Origin of the sequence: Marinicauda salina (assembly GCF_003122085.1) — a bacterium.
Taxonomy (GTDB): Bacteria; Pseudomonadota; Alphaproteobacteria; order Caulobacterales; family Maricaulaceae; genus Maricicauda_A; species Maricicauda_A salina.
In genome coordinates, this window is the sequence record NZ_QEXV01000007.1 from 68,486 (window position 1) to 85,903 (window position 17,418).

The 17,418-nt window shown below is 68.9% G+C and carries 12 protein-coding genes; 10 read left to right on the plus strand and 2 right to left on the minus strand.

All coding sequences use genetic code 11. The annotated features are described in order from the left end of the window. Positions 1 to 56 precede the first annotated feature (56 nt). The 8 genes from DDZ18_RS13255 (at position 57) to msrA (ending at position 9,722) form a co-directional block, all read left to right on the plus strand. The gene (locus tag DDZ18_RS13255) at positions 57 to 2,768 is read left to right on the plus strand and encodes a TonB-dependent receptor (protein ID WP_109253887.1); all 2,712 of its coding nucleotides are present in this window, start codon (positions 57 to 59) and stop codon (positions 2,766 to 2,768) included. Between the two features lie 115 nt (positions 2,769 to 2,883). Next, a complete protein-coding gene (locus tag DDZ18_RS13260; RefSeq protein ID WP_109253888.1) occupies positions 2,884 to 3,339 on the plus strand; it encodes a hypothetical protein in 456 nt (151 codons plus the stop codon). Continuing rightward, a complete protein-coding gene (locus tag DDZ18_RS13265) occupies positions 3,323 to 4,258 on the plus strand; it encodes a sterol desaturase family protein (protein ID WP_109253889.1) in 936 nt (311 codons plus the stop codon). The genes DDZ18_RS13260 and DDZ18_RS13265 overlap by 17 nt, the downstream gene beginning before the upstream one ends. Before the next feature lie 165 nt (positions 4,259 to 4,423). After that, positions 4,424 to 5,539 (plus strand): diiron oxygenase, encoded by a 1,116-nt coding sequence (locus DDZ18_RS13270; protein WP_109253890.1) that lies wholly within the window; start codon positions 4,424 to 4,426, stop codon positions 5,537 to 5,539. 158 nt (positions 5,540 to 5,697) lie between these two features. Further along, a complete protein-coding gene (locus tag DDZ18_RS13275) occupies positions 5,698 to 6,702 on the plus strand; it encodes an N-acetylornithine carbamoyltransferase (protein WP_109253891.1) in 1,005 nt (334 codons plus the stop codon). Between the two features lie 83 nt (positions 6,703 to 6,785). After that, the gene (locus DDZ18_RS13280; protein WP_109253956.1) at positions 6,786 to 8,060 is read left to right on the plus strand and encodes an acetylglutamate kinase; all 1,275 of its coding nucleotides are present in this window, start codon (positions 6,786 to 6,788) and stop codon (positions 8,058 to 8,060) included. After that, a complete protein-coding gene (argC, locus tag DDZ18_RS13285; protein ID WP_109253892.1) occupies positions 8,057 to 9,001 on the plus strand; it encodes an N-acetyl-gamma-glutamyl-phosphate reductase in 945 nt (314 codons plus the stop codon). Before DDZ18_RS13280 ends, argC begins: the two co-directional genes overlap by 4 nt. Positions 9,002 to 9,080: 79 nt before the next feature. Next, positions 9,081 to 9,722 (plus strand): peptide-methionine (S)-S-oxide reductase MsrA, encoded by a 642-nt coding sequence (gene msrA, locus DDZ18_RS13290; protein ID WP_109253893.1) that lies wholly within the window; start codon positions 9,081 to 9,083, stop codon positions 9,720 to 9,722. On the opposite strand, the gene DDZ18_RS13295 is transcribed toward msrA, so the two are convergent. Then, a complete protein-coding gene (locus DDZ18_RS13295) occupies positions 9,719 to 11,272 on the minus strand; it encodes an ArnT family glycosyltransferase (RefSeq protein WP_109253894.1) in 1,554 nt (517 codons plus the stop codon). The two genes, msrA and DDZ18_RS13295, sit on opposite strands and share 4 nt — an antisense overlap. A gap of 359 nt (positions 11,273 to 11,631) precedes the next feature. On the opposite strand from DDZ18_RS13295, the gene DDZ18_RS13300 reads away from it, so the two are divergent. Together DDZ18_RS13300 and DDZ18_RS13305 are read left to right on the plus strand one after the other, a co-directional pair. Then, complete coding sequence (locus DDZ18_RS13300; RefSeq protein ID WP_109253895.1) at positions 11,632 to 14,805, plus strand: TonB-dependent receptor; 3,174 nt, start codon at positions 11,632 to 11,634, stop codon at positions 14,803 to 14,805. A gap of 163 nt (positions 14,806 to 14,968) precedes the next feature. Further along, on the plus strand, positions 14,969 to 16,567 hold the full coding sequence (locus DDZ18_RS13305) for an alkaline phosphatase D family protein (RefSeq protein WP_109253896.1): 1,599 nt from the start codon (positions 14,969 to 14,971) through the stop codon (positions 16,565 to 16,567). A gap of 10 nt (positions 16,568 to 16,577) precedes the next feature. Here DDZ18_RS13305 and DDZ18_RS13310 read toward each other — a convergent pair whose 3' ends face one another. Beyond that, entirely contained in the window at positions 16,578 to 17,105 is a 528-nt protein-coding gene (locus DDZ18_RS13310; RefSeq protein ID WP_158272164.1) for a GNAT family N-acetyltransferase, read from the minus strand. Positions 17,106 to 17,418: the final 313 nt, after the last annotated feature.

The window sequence follows — 17,418 nt, forward strand, 5'->3', positions numbered from 1 at the left end:
GCGGTGGAAGCCGCCGGCGCAGAACCAGGCGCATCACCAGGGGGAGGAAGCCCGAGATGAAACGTTTCACGAAATCAGCGGCGCTCGGCGCCACGGCGCTGGCCGCCGGCCTCGTGTCGACCGCGGCGCAAGCCCAGGTCGAAGTCATCACCGTCACGGCGCAGAAGCGTGAACAGACGCTGCAGGAAACGCCGGTCTCGGTCGCGGTCGTGAGCGATACGCAGCTCCAGCAGTCGCAGATCCGCGACGCCGCCGACCTGCAGACGCTCGTGCCGTCGCTGCGCGTCGCCGAGTTCGCCGCCTCGACGAACACCGAGTTCGCCCTGCGCGGCGTGGGCACGTCGAGCTTCAACCCGGGCCTCGAGCCGTCCGTCGGCGTCTTCGTCGACGGCGTCTACCGGCCTCGCACCGGCGCGGCCATCAACGACTTCCTGTCGCTCGAGCGCGTCGAGGTCATCCGCGGTCCGCAGTCGACCCTGTTCGGCCGCAACACGCCGGCCGGCGTGGTGAGCTTCATCACCAAGGAGCCGGAATTCGAGCTGGGCGGCGACGCCGAGCTGACCTTCGGCAATTACGGCCAGTTCGTCGCCAAGGGCACGGTCACCGGCCCGCTGGTCGAGGACCGGCTCGCCTTCCGGCTGGATGCGACCACGCACAGCAATGACGGCTATCTGACGAACGTTCCCGACGGGCGCGACATGAACAATCGCGACCGCCAGAACTATCGCGGCCAGCTGTTGTTCACGCCGAACGCGAACACCCGGATCCGCTTCATCGCCGATTACGGCGAGATCGACGAGAACTGCTGCGCCGCGCCGTTCGCCTATTACGACCCGGTCGACCTCGCCGCGCTGGTCGGCCTGGGCGGCACCGCCGTGCCCCCTAACCCGCACGGCGGCTTCATCGCCGTCGACGGCGACGTCAACACGATGCTCGAGACGGCCGGCGCCTCGGTCCAGCTCGACCACGAGTTCGAGAACTTCACCTTCACCTCGATCACGGCCTACCGGACCTATGACGAGGACCAGAACATCGACGCGGACTTCTCCGACCTCGACCTGGTCAGCCGCCGTCCGATCGGTCAGGACTACAACTCGTTCACCCAGGAATTCCGCCTGACCTCGACCGGCGACAACCGGATCGACTGGATGACGGGCTTCTTCTTCTACGACAACGAGCTCGAGTTCTCGAACGCCACGCCTTACGGCGTCGACAGCCGGACTTTCTTCGACGCGGCCTCGGCGCCTCAGGTCGCGCCGATCGTCTCCGCGCTCGGGCTGCCGGCCGGCACCGGCGGCGTGACCCTGCTCGAGGCTTTCCTCAACAGCAACAACGCCACCGGCGTCGGCACGCTGGCGCCGCTGCCCTCGGGCAACCCGGCGCTGCCGCTGGTCCCGGCCGAAGGCTATGTCGACACCACGCACGGCCTGATCGGCGAGCAGTACGGCTACGACACGCAGTCGTGGTCCGTGTTCGGCCAGCTCGACTTCAACATCACCGACCGCTTCACTTTCACCGTCGGCGGCCGGTACTCCGAGGAAGACAAGCACATGTCTTCCGACGTCAACGTCTACGATCCGATCTCGGCGTTCAGCTTCGCCGATCTCGGCCAGGACCTGCGGCTGGTCTCGCCGACGACCTGCCTCAACCCCGCGGTGGGCGACAGCTGCGCCTATCTCGTGCCGTCGCTGCTGTTCGGCCAGGCGCAGGCGGAGGCGCTGGGCGGCGATCCCACGCTTCTCAACACGCTGACGGCGCTGGGCATCAGCCCGACCACGCCGCTCACCGACGCCCAGGCCAGCAATCCGGATCTCAACCCGCTTCTCGGGTTCCGGGCGTTCCAGAACTTCCCGCCGGTCAATTCGAGCGACTTCCCGACCGACCGCAGCGACGACAATTTCTCCTGGAACGCCATCGCGTCCTATGACGTCACGAACAATCTGAACCTCTATGCAAGCTACTCGACCGGCTACAAGCCGGGCGGCTTCAACATCTCCTACAACGCCGCCTTCACCGGCGCGTTCGAGTTCCAGGAGGAGACCGCGGAATCCTGGGAGATCGGCGCCAAGGGCAGCCTGCTCGAGAACACGCTGACCTACGCGATCACCTATTTCGACCAGGAGATCGAGGACTTCCAGTCGAACAACTTCGTCGGCAACGGCTTCGCGCTGGAGAACGCCGGCTCGATCCAGGTCAGCGGCCTCGAGTTCGAGGGCTTCTGGGCGCCGACCGACCGGCTCTTCTTCACCGGCGGCTTCACCTATCTCTTCGAGAGCAAGTACGGCGACTATCCGTTCGCGCCGTGCCCGGACGACTTCGACGCGTCCGACCCGTTCTTCCAGCTGTGCGTGCCCGGCAACGAGCGCACCAACCCGTTCGGCGTGACCGCGCTGTTCAACGACCTGTCGGGCGACGATCGCGGCAACTCGGAGTTCGTCGGCTCGATCACGGGCACCTATGTCCACCCGATCGGCGACAACATGGAGGCGTTCATCCGCGGCGAGGCGCGGCACACCTCCGAGTACGCGCTGACCACGGGGCTCGATCCGCGGCCGTTCGCCAACCAGGACGATTTCACGCTCTACAATGCGAGCGTCGGGATCGGCGCGGCCGACGAGGCCTGGCAGCTCCAGCTCTGGAGCCGCAACATCACCGACGAGGAATACGCCAAGGGCGGGTTCCCGTCGGTCGGCTACCTGGGCACGAGCTTCAACCAGTACCCGGGCGACCCGATGACCTACGGGCTCACCCTGCGCGTCCGCTACTAGGCGCGCGACCGCTTCACAGAGCGGCGGGAGGCGTCGGGGGCGACCCCGGCGCCTTTCGCTTTTCCGGAGGCGCCCAGGTCTTGCCAGGCCGGGGTGAACAGCGTTCAATTCCGGCGTGAACGACGTTCTGCTCATATCCCTCGTGCTGGCGGGCTCGGCGCTGAGCATCGCCGCGCTCGTGGCGCTCAACGTCATGGTCGGCGGCTGGTCGCCAGCGCGGCTGGATGACGCCGAGGCGGCCGCGGGACAGCTGGCCGCCGACATCATCGGCTTCGAGCCTGGAGAGCGCGTCTGCGGCGCGCAGGGGCGCGCCGCGCTGGTGATGGAGCGCTCGGGCGATCGGCTCGGCCTCGTGCTCGCCCGCGGCGATCGCTTCGTCACACGGGCGATCCGGGCAGGCGAGCTTCGCGAGACGGTCCGGCGCGGCGCGACGCTGGAGCTGCGCTTCAGCGACTTCACCCTGCCGAGCGCGGAGATCACATTTCCCGACGAGCGCAGCGCGGCCGCCTGGGCGGCCGAGGCGCAGCGCTTCGTCGCTTCGGAGACGTTCGCCGATGCCCGAGCTGCCTGATCCGATCCTGATTGCAATCCCGGGCTTCATCGCCCTGATCATCGCCGAGATGATCTATGCGCGCGCGACCGGGCGGGCCGAGTTCGAGCCCCACGACACCGCCGCGAGCCTCATGATGGGGCTGGGCAACACGGTTTCCGGCGCGCTGCTGGGCTTCATCTCGGTGGCCTGGTTCTTCTTCGTCGAGCGCTTCGCGATCCTCGATATCGGCTACGCCTGGTGGGCGTTCGCGCTCGCCTTCGTCCTCGACGATCTCGTCTATTACTGGTGGCACCGGTTTTCGCACACCGTTCGCTGGTGGTGGGCCGACCACGTCATCCACCACTCCTCGCAGCACTACAATCTGTCGACCGCGCTCAGGCAGCCCTGGCTGAGCCCGCTGACGCTCAAATTCGTCGTCTTCGGCTCGTGGCTGGTGCTGATCGGGTTCCCGCCGGCGATGATCGCCTTCGTCGGCGCGCTCAACCTCGTCTACCAGTTCTGGATCCACACCGAAGTGATCGGCCGGATGCCCGGCTGGTTCGAGGCGGTGATGAACACGCCCTCCCACCATCGCGTCCATCACGCGACCAACCCACGCTATCTCGACCGCAATTTCGCCGGCGTCTTCATCGTCTGGGACCGGCTGTTCGGCACCTTCGAGCCCGAGCGCGACGACGAGCCGTGCCGCTACGGCATCATCAAGAATCTCGGCACCTGGAACCCGCTCAAGATCTGCCTGCACGAATGGGTGGGCATCATCCGCGACGTGCGCGGGGCGAAGTCGCTCAAGGAGGCCGCGGGCTATTTCTTCGGCCCGCCGGGCTGGTCGCCCGACGGCAGCCGCGAGTCCTCGCAGACCATCAAGCAGCGCTGGGCGGCGCGCCAGGCCGAGCCGGATCGGGCGGACGACGAGACCGCGCCGGCGGCGGCTGAATAGCGACTTGACTGGACAAACCCCCGTCGGATCGCTCACACTGCGAAAAGTGAACAGCGTTCACGCCCGCGCCGCACAACCTCGGCGTTCACACGGCGTCAAGCTGTTTGGGCTCGAATGGGGCGCAATGCGGCCGCCCGCGCCGCCGCCCCGACGGGAGGAGCGACCATGACCGCCCTGCGTGATCTCTATCCGATGCCCGGCATCGATTCCCACTGGCACGTGCCGCAAGAGTACGACGCGGTGTTCGATTGGGACTTCGACGACGGCCGCACGACGCTCATGCACTTGTACCAGAAGGGCAAGGACATGCAGTGGGACGCGCTCAGCCGCATCGACTGGGATCTCGATCTCGACCCGGGCAATCCGATGGAGATGCCTGACGAGTCGGTGGCGATCTACGGCTCCGATATCTGGGCGAAGCTGACCGAGAAGGAGCAGCAGGAGCTGCGCCGCCACGCCCAGGCCTGGAACATCTCGCAATTCCTGCAGGGCGAGCAGGCCGCGCTGCTGGCCGCCTCCAAGATCGTCCAGTCGGTGCCCGATCTCGACGCCAAGTTCTACGCCGCCACCCAGGTCATGGACGAGGCCCGCCATGTCGAGGCCTATCGCAAGCTGATGGGCAAGTTCGGCGTCGCCTACCCGATGACCGATCCGCTGATGGAGCTGGTCAACGACGCGCTGCGGGACTCGCGCTGGGACGTCACCTATCTCGCCATGCAGGTGGTGATCGAGGGCCTGGCGCTGGCCGCCTTCGGCACGATCCGCGATCTCGCCCAGAACCCGCTGGCGCGCATGGTCAACGCCTATGTGATGGAGGACGAGGCCCGCCACGTCGCCTTCGGCCGGCTCTCCCTGCGCGATTACTATCCCGAGCTCACCCAGGCCGAGCGCGACGAGCGCGAGGAATTCCTGGTCGACGCCTGCTATCTCATGCGCGACCGCATGACCCAGTCCGGCGAGGTCTACGAGCAGCTCGGCCTGCCGGCCGCCGAATGCCGGGAGTACGCGGACAATTCCGAGATCGTGAAGATGTACCGCAAGCTGCTCTTCCAGCGCATCGTGCCGATCGTGAAGGATATCGGGCTTTGGGGTCCGAAGATCCAGAAGGCCTACGCCGACATGGGCGTGCTGGAATACGCCGAGCTCGATCCCGAGGCGCTGCAGAAAGAGGACGAGCGGATCGCCGCCGAGATCGACGCGGATTCCGGCGTCGATCCCGCCCAGGCGCGCCGCGACTATATCCATGCCGTCGCGGGCGAGGCGGCCGGCCACGCCGAGTAGCGCCGGCTCCGCAACAACCGACGTTCTTTGCGGCGCCGCGGCGAACTCGCCTCCGCGGCGCCGTTTTCTTGCGGCCGCGCCGCCGCGCCGCGTGTTTGCCAAGCCGGCGCCGGGCCGATAAACGCGAAGGGTCCGACGAGAGCCGAGGCCCGCGCGCCATGCGTCATTTCCTGTCCACCGAAGACTGGTCCCGCGACGAACTCCAGGCGCTGATCGACCGCGCGCGGGCGTATCGCGACAGCCCGCTCGGCGACGCGCTCAAGGGCAAGTCGATCGCGCTGGTCTTCTTCAACCCGTCGCTGCGGACGCGGACCTCGTTCGATCTCGGCGCCTTCCAGCTCGGCGGCCACGCCATCGTGCTCGACGCGAAGGGCGCGACCTGGCCGGTCGAGATCGAGCCTGGCGCGGTGATGGACGGGGGTCCCGAGGAGCATGTCAGGGAGGCCGCGCGTGTGTTGTCGCGCTATGTCGACCTGATCGCCATCCGCTGCTTTCCGAAGTTCGAGGACTGGAAGGCCGAGCGTGAGGATCCGCTCATCCGCGCCTACGCCGAGCACGCGACCGTGCCGGTCATCAACATGGAGACCATCGTCCATCCCTGCCAGGAGCTTGCCCTGATGATGGCGCTCCAGGACTGGCTGGGCGAGGTGCGCGGCAAGACCTTCCTGCTGAGCTGGGTTCCGCACCCGAAGCCGCTCAATACGGCGGTGGCCAACTCGGCGATCCTGATCGCGTCGAAGTTCGGCATGAATGTCCGCGTCCTGGCCCCGGACGAGACCTATGCGCTCGACCCGCGCTACATGGGCGCGGCGGAACGGTTCTGCTCCGAGGCGGGCGCCGACTTCAGCTTCACCACCGATATCGAGGCCGGCTACGCCGGCGCCCACGCCGTCTACGCCAAGAGCTGGGGCGCGCTGCCCTATTACGGGCGCTGGGACGAGGAGGCCGCCGTCCGCGCCAAGGGCGAGGGCTTCATGGTCGACGAGGCCAAGCTCGCGCGCGCTGACGACGCGGTGGTGAGCCACTGCCTGCCGATGCGGCGCAACGTGAAAATCGCGGATTCCGTCGTCGATTCCGACCGTTTCCTCGGCATCGAGGAGGCCGAGAACCGGCTGCACGTCCAGAAGGCGATCATGGAGCGGCTCGCGGGAGGCGCGGCGTGAAGGACGACGCGACGAGCCCCAAGCCGGAGCGCGCGCCCGAGCGGCCGAAAGTGCGCTCGGCGATCGTCCAGCTGCTCTCGCACATGCGCGACGGCAAGGAGATCCGCGAGTATCTCACGCGCTTCTCCCGCCTCGACCAGGAGCGCTTCGCCGTCGTGAAGGTCGGCGGCGTGGTGATGGAAGACTCGCTCGACGAGCTCGCCGCCGCACTCGCCTTCCTGCAGAGCGTGGGCCTGTCGCCGGTGGTCGTCCACGGCGGCGGACCGCAGCTCGACGCCGCGCTCTCCGCGGCCGGCATCGCCAGCGAGCGCCGCGACGGTCTGCGCGTGACTCCGCCCGAGGCGGTCGCCGTCGTCCGCGACACGCTCACCGACGTCAATCTGAAGCTCGTCCAGGCGATCCGCGATTGCGGCGGCCGCGCCGCGGCGATCCCGAGCGGGGTGTTCGAGGCCGAGCTGATCGACGAGGCCGGCCTCGGCCGCGTCGGCGAACCGAGTCGGGTGCGCCTCGACCAGGTCGCCGCCGCCGCGCGCGCCGGCCAGGCGCCGATCCTCGCCTGCCTCGGCGACACCGCCGACGGCCGCCTCGTCAACGTCAACGCCGACGCCGCCGTGCGCGCGCTCGTCCACGCGCTCCAGCCCTACAAGATCATCTTCCTGACCGGCACGGGCGGTTTGCTCGACGCGTCCGGCGAGATCATTTCGGCGATCAACCTCGCCACCGATTTCGACGAGCTTATGGACGCCGACTGGGTCTCGGGCGGCATGCGGCTGAAGATGGCCGAGATCAAGCGCCTGCTGGACGATCTGCCGCTGTCGAGCTCGGTGTCGATCACGCGGCCCGAAGCGCTGGCCAAGGAGCTGTTCACCCACGCCGGGGCGGGCACGCTGGTTCGGCGCGGCGAGCGCATTCTCGACATCGACCGACTGGACAAGCTGGATCGGGAGCGGATGCGGGGGCTGGTCGCCGAGGCGTTCGGGCGCGCGCCGGTCGCCGACTATTTCGAGCGGCTGGACTTCCATCACGCCTTCGTCAGCGAGAGCTATCGCGCCGCCGCGATCACCACGCGGCTCGACGACGCGGTCTATCTCGACAAGTTCGCCGTGCTCGACGACGCCCGCGGCGAGGGGCTGGGCGGCGCGGTCTGGCGCCGGCTGGTCGAGTTCGCGCCGCGGCTCTACTGGCGATCGCGCGCCGACAACCCGGTCAACGAGTTCTACTTCGCCGCCTGCCACGGCGCGGTGAAGGTCGGCGGCTGGACGGTGTTCTGGCGCGGCGAGGACGATCTCGCCCGGATTCCAACGATGGTCGATCGCATCGTCGCGCTGCCTGAAACCCTCGAGGGGAAGGCGCCATGAAACGCATCGGCCTCGTCGGCGCGCGCGGCCATGTCGGGCGCGAACTCATCCGGCTCCTGGCTGGTCGCGAGGACATGGGGCTGGCCTTCGCCTCGTCGCGCGCGATGGCCGGCGCCCCGGCCACCGCGCTCGCCCCCGAGGCCCCCGAAGGTCTCACCATCGAGGCGCTCGGTCCCGAGGGCGTCGCCGGCAAGGACGTCGACGCCGTCGTGCTCGCCCTGCCCAACGGCGAGGCCGCGCCCTATGTCGCCGCGATCGAGGCGGCCCGCCCCGGCGCCGTCATCGTCGACCTGTCCGCCGACTATCGCTTCGACGACGCCTGGGCCTACGGTCTGCCGGAACTCCAGGGGCGCGAGCGTTTGCGCGGCGCGACGCGCATCGCCAATCCGGGCTGCTACGCCACGGCGGGTCAGTTCTGCGTCGCGCCGGTGCGCGATCGGTTGGCGGGACCGGCCCATCTCTTCGGCGTGTCGGGCTATTCCGGCGCGGGGACCAGTCCGAGCCGGCGCAACGATCCCGTCGCGCTCGCCGACAACCTCATGCCCTACGGGCTGACCGGGCATCTCCACGAGCGCGAGATGAGCCGTCACCTCGGCGGCGAGGTGCGCTTCTCGCCTCACGTCGCGGCCTTCTTCCGCGGGCTGATCGTCACCGCCCAGCTCGAATTCGCCGATCCGCTCGACGAGGCGACCCTGCGCAATGCGTATGTCCGGGGGTTCGCCGACGAACCGCTGATCGAGATCGTCGAGGATCGGGTTCCCGAGATCACCGACGGGGCGAACCAGAACGGCGCGGCGGTCGGCGGGTTCGCGCTCGGCGAGGACGGCCGCCGCGCCGTGATGGTCTGCGCGCTCGACAATCTGCTCAAGGGCGCGGCGGTCCAGGCGATCCAGAACCTGGCGCTTGCGCTCGAGCTCGACGAGTTCGACGGGCTCGTCTGACGCAGTCGTGAAGCGTTGGGGCCTTGGCGCCCCGCCCTCGCGGACCAGATACTGAGGCAAGCCCACAGGAGCCGATCCCATGCGCGCGCTCGCCCTACTCCTCGTCCCGTTCGCCCTGACCGCGGCCGCCTGCGGCCAGGAGGCCCGACCGGCCGGCGATCCGACCGCCGCCGACCTGCCCGAGGGCGCGGCCCAGGCGATTTTCGCGTCGGGCTGCTTCTGGTGCACCGAGGCGGACTTCGAAAAGCTCGACGGCGTCGTCGAGGCGGTGTCGGGCTATACCGGCGGGCATGTCGACAATCCGACCTATCGCCAGGTCACCGGCGGCGGCACGGGTCATCACGAGGCGGTGCGGGTGATCTACGATCCCGATGCGGTCGGCTACGCCGCGCTGCTCGACCATTACTGGCGCAATGTCGATCCGTTCGACGGGGGCGGCCAGTTCTGCGACCGCGGCCCGTCCTACGCCCCGGCCATCTTCACGCTGGACGAAGACCAGGCCGACGCCGCCCGCGCCTCGCGGGATCGCGTCTCGGCGCGCTTCGATCGCGAAATCGCCGTCGACATCGAGCCGGCGGGCGATTTCTGGCCGGCCGAGGACTATCACCAGGACTACGCCGAGAAGAACCCGCTGCGCTACAGCCGCTACCGGCTCGGCTGCCGGCGCGACCAGCGCCTGCGCGAGATCTGGGGTGACGAGGCGCTCGGCGCCAACGGCTAGTCGCCGGCGCGGATCTCCGCGACCCAGGCCTCGTACGCGTCCGTGCGCGGGACGGGGGCGTAGCCCTCGGCGCGGAACAGGCGATAGACGCGCTCGCGCTCGCCGCCGAGCGGGATCACGATCTCGCCGGCCGGTTCGAATTCACGAAAATCGCGGCCGATGAGCGGGATCTCGCGGGGGCGCTCCGAGGCCACGAGCACCGGCTCGTCATAGCCCGCCGGCAGGGGCCAGACCTGCTCGGCGTGCGAGGCCGGCGCCGCGTAGCGCCGCCACATGTAGAGATCGGCCTCGATCCCGGTCCCGTAGCGCTGCATCTGGTGGAAATCGTTGCGGTTGTCGAAGACCACCGCTTCGACGTCGGCGGCCGCCGACGCGCGCGCAAGCGCCTCGGCGGTCTCCTCCCAGCCGCGCACGCGCTTGAACGCGTTGGCGAGCCCGATGGACTCCGACAGCGGCGTCGAGGCGGCGGCCGCCACGAAGGTCAGGCCCAGCGCCGTGTGGAAGCCGATCGAGGCGAACATCACGCCCCGCCGCCAGCGCGGCCCGTCGAGCAGGAAGGCCATGACCAGCACGAGCCCCGCCCCGTAGGCCGAGGCCGCCCAGTTGGCGTGGGCGCGGCTGATGAAGGCCTGGACGGCGACGATGGCGAGCGCCGGCGCGGAATAGAGCGCGAGCATCAGGCGGGGACGGGCCGCCTGGCCGGCCTCGCCGCGCGCGGCCGCGACCATCGCTGCGACCAGGACGGGAAAGAAGAGCGGGCCGAAGACGGCGAGCTGGTCGCCGACGAACTGGCCGAGCTCGTCGAAATTGAACAGCTGCGCGCCCCAGTTCGCGTTCGCCGCGGTGTGGGAGACGGTCGCGAAGTCGTGGCTGGCGTTCCAGATCACGTTGGGCGCGACGATCGCGCCGAACACGGCCGCCGCGGTCAGGCCGCGCAGTGACAGAAGGGCCCGGCGCGCCGGCGCGTCGACGACGAGCGCCAGGCCGGTCCCCAGCAGGAAATAGATGATCGCGTATTTCGACAGGAAGCCGAGGCCGGCGGCGACGCCGAGCGCCGCGCCCCAGCCGAGACCGCCGCCCTCGCGCAGGCGGACGAGCGCGTAGAGCCCCGCGCTCCAGAACACCATCAGCACCGCGTCGGTGGAGATGACCGAGGCCGACAGCCAGACCGCCGGCAGGGTCGCCCAGCCGATCGCCGTCCACATCCCTGCGCGCGGGCCGAACAGCCGCGCCGCCGTCAGCCCCAGGAACGCCGCCGTGGCGGTGTGCAGGAAGGGCGCGGCCAGCCGCACCGCCCAGTCCGCGTTTCCGAACACGCCCGTCGTGGCGGCGATGATCCACGCGATCATGGGCGGCTTGGAGAAATAGCCCCAATCGAGATCGCGCGACCAGATCCAGTACTGGGTCTCGTCAGCGTAGAGGCTGTTGGGATCGATCGAGATTGCGACGAGGCGCAATGCCAGAAGGCCGGCGAGCACGACGCCCGCGGCGAGGAGGCGGGGCTGCGGCGCGTCGAGCCGCGTTCCGGCGGATGGGGCGACGGTGGTCATCGCGGCTTCATCCCTTCCCGCGGCGGCGTTGTCAAAGGCGCCGCCGGCGAGAGGCGTTGCACCGCAGCCACGCTGGGCTGATTCCGGTCAGGCGGGTCCCGCCGCCGCCTCGGCCGGCGTCGGGCCGACGGCGTCGCGCCTTCCGGAGCGCGGATCGCGGAGTCTCAAGGACTTCGGCGGGTTCCTTCGACCGGCCGGCGCGCCTCCCGAACTCCGATTGCATATTCAATGCGATGGGGCGTCGCGAAACCTTCATTCCCGCGTCACGCAACCGCAAACGTCCGTTCCTAAGCGACCCCCTCGAAGCACCGGCGCCGGGCCGGTGTGGGTTTTGGGTTGAAATCAGGGGAACCAGGAAAATGGCCTTGTTCAGGAAGCTTTCCGGCGGCGTGTCCGCCGCAGCGCTCATCGCGCTGACCGCGCCGGTCGCTGGCGTTCACGCGCAGGAAGTCACCGGCGCCATCCGGGGCGCGGTCGTCGACGCCTCCGGCGCGCCGGTCGCCGACGCCACGGTCACGATCGTTCACAACCCGACGGGCGCGACGAGCGTCAGCCGCTCGGGCGACACGGGCGCGGCGTTCGCCCGCAACCTCCGCGTCGGCGGCCCCTACACCATCACGGTGACCGCCGACGGCTACGCCCCAACCCGCGTCGAGGACGTCTACGTCACGCTGGGCGAGACCACCGACGTCACGCTGACGCTCCAGGCCGGCGCGGTCTCGAGTGAGGTGATCGTCGTGACCGGTTCAGCGGTGAACATCGCCGAGACGGCGATCGGCCCGACGGCGTCGTTCGGTCTCGAGACCTTGCAGGAGGCCCCGGCGATCAACCGCACGATCAACGACATCGTGCGCATCGACCCGAGCCTCTATGTCGACGAGGCCTTCGTCGACGGCATCCAGTGCGCCGGCGCCAACCCGCGCTTCAACAGCCTGACCGTCGACGGCGTCCGCCTCAACGACGCCTTTGGCCTGAACTCCAACGGCTTCCCGACCGAGCGCCAGCCCTTCTCCTACGACGCCATCGAGCAGGTGGCCGTCGAGCTGGCCCCGTTCGACGTGCAGTACGGCGGTTTCTCGGCCTGCAACATCAACGCGGTCACCAAGTCCGGCGGCAACGCGTTCCACGGCGGCGCGTTCGTCGATTACACCAGCGACTCGCTGAGCGGCGACAGCCTCGAGGGCGACCCGGTCGACGTCGCCGAGTTCGACGAATACCGCTACGGCTTCAACGTCCAGGGCCCGATCATCGAGGACCGCCTGTTCTTCAGCGTCGCCTACGAGAAGCTCGAGGGCGCGAACACCTTCGACCGTGGTCCCGAGGGTTCGAACTCGGCGGTCGAGCTGCCCGGCTTCACCCAGGCCGATTTTGACGAGATCGCCCGCATCGCCCGCGACGTCTACAATTTCGACCCGGGCACGCTGCCGCGCAGCTTCGACAACGAGGACGAGAAGCTGCTGGTCCGCCTGGACTGGGAGATCAATGACCAGCACCGCGCGAACCTGATCTACAATTACAATGACGGGTTCAACATCAACCAGTCGGACGGCGACTCCGACGAGTTCGAATACTCCCAGCACCTCTACGAGCGCGGCGCCGAGCTGAATTCCGTCGTCGGCTCGCTGTTCTCAGACTGGACGGAGAACTTCTCCACCGAGGTCCGCGTCGGCTATCTCGAGCTCGACAACCGCCAGATCTCCAACGCCGAGGGTCTGGGCTTCGCCGAGGTCCAGGTCGAGGTGAACGACAACACCATCTATCTCGGTCAGGACGACAGCCGCCAGGCCAACGACCTGAACTACGAGACGATGACGCTGCTCCTGCGCGGCTATTACGACTGGAACGCGCACAGCTTCACGTTCGGCTACGAGCGCGAAGACCTCGACGTGTTCAACCTCTTCGTCCAGCACACCGAGGGCCAGATCGAGTTCGACAGCATCGCCGACTTCGAGGCGGGCGTGTTCTCGGCCTTCGATTACGCCAACTCGCCCACCGGCGATCTCAACGACGCCGCGGCCGAGTGGGGCTACGCCGTCAACACGGTCTACGCCCAGGACGAGTGGACGCTGCCGAACGGCCTGACGCTCACCGGCGGCCTGCGCTACGACTGGTACACCAGCGACGACACGCCGGCCGAGAACCCGGACTTCGTCGCCGACTACGGCTTCACCAACGCCCAGAACCTCGACGGCGAGGGCCTGCTGCAGCCGCGCTTCGGCTTCCAGTACGACTACTCCGACACGCTGACCTTCCGCGGCGGCGTCGGCCTGTACTCCGGCGGCAACCCGAACGTCTGGCTGTCGAACAACTACTCGGCGACGAACGTGACCCAGTTCACCGTCGACGAGGACGTGCTGCCGTCGAACAATCTCAATGACCTGGCCTACACGATGAACGACGGTCCGGGCGGCCCGGGCTACGGCATTCCCGTCGAGATGGCCGACGCCGTCGCCAACCGTCAGGGCAGCAATTTCGAGATCAACTACCTCGATCCGAACTTCGAGATCCCGTCGGAGTGGAAGGTCTCGCTGGGCGCGACCTGGCTTTACGACGCGCCGCTTCCGGGCGTTCTCGGCGGCGAGTACCTGTTCAACGCCGACCTGCTCTACTCCCGCGACCAGGACGCCGCCGTCATCCGCCGCGGCGATCTCGAGCAGATCGGGACGGGCCCGGCCGGCCTGCCCATCTTCGACAGCGTCCGCCTGCCGTCCTTCGTGCTGACGAACGCCGACTCGGAGGCCGAGGACTGGAATGTCGGCTTCACCGTCCAGAAGGAGTACGACTTCGGCCTCGACTGGACGCTCGGCTACGCCTACTCGGACGCCGAGGACGTCCAGCCGATGACCAGCTCGGTCGCGTTCTCGAACTACAACAATCGCGCGTACGTGAACCCGCAGATCGATGAAGTCGCGACCTCGAACTACAACATCGAGAACCGCTTCACCCTGCTGGTGAACTACGAAAACGAGTTCGTCCGCGATTACGCGACGCGGTTGAGCCTGTTCGCGTTGGCCTCGGAGGGGCGGCCGTACAGCTACACGTTCGGCTCCAACTCGCTGCTCGGCTTCAATCCGTTCCAGGGCTCGGACAGCTCGCTGCTCTACGTGCCGGACGGGGCGAACGACCCGAACGTCGTCTTCGACCCGGGCTTCGACCAGGATGCGTTCTTCGCCTTCCTGAGCCGCGAAGGCCTGAACGGCTACGCCGGCGGCTATGTCGACCGCAACGACTTCAACTCCGGCTGGTGGACCAAGGCCGACCTGCGCATCGAGCAGGAGCTGCCGGGCCTGCGTCCGAGCGATCGCAGCGCCGCGTTCATCGTGATCGACAACGTCACCAACCTGATCAACGACGAGTGGGGCGTGATGCGCGAGGCGAGCTTCCCGCGCCTGGTCGATGTCGTCGACGCCAGCCTGATCAATGGCGGCTCGCAGATCCTCTTCGAGGACTTCAACGCGAACCGGATCGCCGAGCCGCGCGTCGGGTCTCCGTCGCTGTGGTCGGTCCGCATCGGCCTGCGCTACGAGTTCTAGGAACTCCGCGCAGTCCGCACGGACCGAGACGGATCGGGGCGGCTTTCGGGCCGCCCCTTTCTTTTTCCGGCTGGCGGAGGCGGCGGCTTCGTCAAACTGTCAAAGCCCGCGGCTAGACAGATCCCCGCCGCGTTCCAGTCCTGCGATCGAGGGGGATCCGCACATGGGCAAGCTTGCGAGCCGGGCGCTGACGCGCCGCTTTCTGCTGAGAAGCGCCGCCGCCGGGGCGACGGCGTCGCTCGCCGCCGCCTGCAAGCTGCCGGGGCTGGAGCGCGGCGCCGCTTTCCGCAACGATCCCTTCACGCTGGGCGTGGCCTCGGGCGATCCGACCCCGGAAGGCTTCGTGCTGTGGACGCGGCTCGCGCCCAATCCGCTCGATCCCGACGGCGGGATGGCGCCCGAGCCGCTCGAGGTCGCCTGGGAGATCGCCGCCGACGAGGGCTTCTCGCGCATCGTGCGCGCCGGCGTCGAGCGCGCGCTGCCCGGCCGCGGCCACGCCGTGCACGCCGAGATCCACGGCCTGCCCGCCGGCCGGGCCTTCTTCTACCGCTTCCACGCCGGCGGGGCGACGAGCCCGGTCGGGCGCGCGACGACGGCTGCGCCCTGGGGCGCGGCGCTCGATCGTTTCCGCATCGCCTGGTGTTCCTGCGCCCATTACGAGCAGGGCTTCTTTCACGCCTATCGCGACATGGCCGCCGAGGCGCCCGACCTGATCGTGCACACCGGCGACTACATCTACGAATCGAGCTGGGGGCCGCAGGTGCGCCGCCACGCCGTCCCGGAGCCCTACACGCTCGCCGACTACCGCATGCAGCACGCGCTCTACCGGCTCGACCCGGACCTGCAGGCCGCCGCCGCGGCCGCGCCGTGGCTCGCGACCTGGGACGATCACGAGGTCGACAACGACTACGCCGGCGACGTCGCCGAGGAGGCCGAGGTGAGTCGCGAGGCCTTCCGCGCCCGCCGTCTCGCCGCCTATCAGGCGTATTGGGAGAACATGCCGCTGCGCCGCCGCTCGATCCTCGAGCGCACGCACGAGACCATGCGCATCTGGGGCCAGCACGTCTTCGGCGGCATGGCCGAGATCAACATGACCGACGGCCGCCAGTTCCGCACGCCCATGGCGTGTCCGACCGAGGACGATCGCGGCGGGGCCCTCATCGATCGCGACTGCCCCGAGCGCCTCGATCCCGAGCGCACCTATCTCGGCGCCGACCAGGAGCGCTGGCTCAATTACGATTTCGGGCGCTCCGGCGCGCGCTGGAATCTCGTCGTCCAGCCGACCCTGTTCTCCAAGTTCCACGGGACCGACCCCGAGACTGGCGAACCCAACGCCTGGTCGGACGGCTGGGACGGCTACCCGGCCGCGCGGCGGCGCATGCTCGACCTGATGGCCGAGCGCCAGGGGCGGGGCGCCAATCCGGTCCTGCTGGGCGGCGACACGCACTGCTACTGGGTGAGCGACGTCAGGCAGGACTATGACGACCCGGCTTCGCCGGCGATCGGCAGCGAGTTCGTGACGAGCTCGGTGACCTCCCACCACTTCAGCCACGACGCGTTTGCGGCCAATGTTCCGAACTTCCCGCACATCAAGCATTTCGACGCGCGCGAGCACGGCTACGGCCTGATGGACCTGTACGCGGATCGCGCCGAGGTCGCGCTGCGCACGGTCGGCGAGGTCAAGCGGCGCGACGGCTACGCGCCGCGCGACCAGGCCCGCTTCGTCGTCGAGGCCGGCCGGCCCGGGCCGGTCCGGGCCTGAGTCGCGCGCCTCAGGGCCGCCAGAGCGCTTCGTCCATCCACGGGGCGGGCGGCTCCAGCCTTCCCGAAACGCGGGGCGCGTCCGGGCTTGTGCGCAGCCCCTGCCACGCCTCGCGCCATTCCTCGGGCATCGGGTAGGGCGGCGCGATCCCGGTTCCGGGTTCGAAGCCGTAGCGGCCGTAATAGCCCGGATCGCCCAGCACGCAGACCGCGTCGACGCCGGCGTCGGCCATGCGCTCGAGGCCGGTCTCGACGAGGGCGCGGCCGAGCCCCTGTCCCTGGGCCTCCGGCGCGACGGCGAGCGGCCCCAGCAGTCCGGCCGCGTTCGGCCGGCCGCCGACGCCGCAGATCGAGACGCAGACATGGCCGATCACGCGGCCGTCCCGTTCGGCGACCAGCGAAACCACGGTCGGACCCTCCGCGGAGAGCGCCCTGACGAGCCCCAGCAGGTCCTCGTCGGGAAACGCCGCCGGATAGAGCGTTTCCAGCCCCGCCATGTCGTCGGGCCGGGCCGGTCTGATCGCGATGTCCGCCGTCATGGGCCTCTCCCGCATTGTTGGACCCTCCTGATGTTCGCCATGCCGATATCGGGTCAAGCTTATGTGCGGGGTTCCCGCGCAGGCGAGGATCCCGGAAACGGTGGCGGGCGTCTGATTGCGTTTCCTGGCGGATGACCCCCTCACCCCGACCCTCTCCCCCCTTGAGGGAGAGAGGGAGCGGAGCCTGGCGTCTGCATTGAAGAAAATTGCTCCACGCCGGCGACCCTTCTCCCCTCATGGAGGGGAGAAGTGAGATGAGGGGAGAAGGCGCGGACCGCGGCGTCGCCCGCTACCCCTTTCGGCCCGAGGCATG

Bases quoted from the DNA above. Each gene is read 5' to 3' on its own strand.
- msrA (WP_109253893.1), top strand. From the start codon at position 9,081: ATGCGCGCGCTCGCCCTACTCCTCGTCCCGTTCGCCCTGACCGCGGCC.
- DDZ18_RS13280 (WP_109253956.1), top strand. From the start codon at position 6,786: ATGCGCGACGGCAAGGAGATCCGCGAGTATCTCACGCGCTTCTCCCGC.
- argC (WP_109253892.1), top strand. From the start codon at position 8,057: ATGAAACGCATCGGCCTCGTCGGCGCGCGCGGCCATGTCGGGCGCGAA.
- DDZ18_RS13300 (WP_109253895.1), top strand. From the start codon at position 11,632: ATGGCCTTGTTCAGGAAGCTTTCCGGCGGCGTGTCCGCCGCAGCGCTC.
- DDZ18_RS13295 (WP_109253894.1), bottom strand. From the start codon at position 11,272: ATGACCACCGTCGCCCCATCCGCCGGAACGCGGCTCGACGCGCCGCAG.
- DDZ18_RS13265 (WP_109253889.1), top strand. From the start codon at position 3,323: ATGCCCGAGCTGCCTGATCCGATCCTGATTGCAATCCCGGGCTTCATC.
- DDZ18_RS13275 (WP_109253891.1), top strand. From the start codon at position 5,698: ATGCGTCATTTCCTGTCCACCGAAGACTGGTCCCGCGACGAACTCCAG.
- DDZ18_RS13305 (WP_109253896.1), top strand. From the start codon at position 14,969: ATGGGCAAGCTTGCGAGCCGGGCGCTGACGCGCCGCTTTCTGCTGAGA.
- DDZ18_RS13255 (WP_109253887.1), top strand. From the start codon at position 57: ATGAAACGTTTCACGAAATCAGCGGCGCTCGGCGCCACGGCGCTGGCC.
- DDZ18_RS13270 (WP_109253890.1), top strand. From the start codon at position 4,424: ATGACCGCCCTGCGTGATCTCTATCCGATGCCCGGCATCGATTCCCAC.
- DDZ18_RS13310 (WP_158272164.1), bottom strand. From the start codon at position 17,105: ATGACGGCGGACATCGCGATCAGACCGGCCCGGCCCGACGACATGGCG.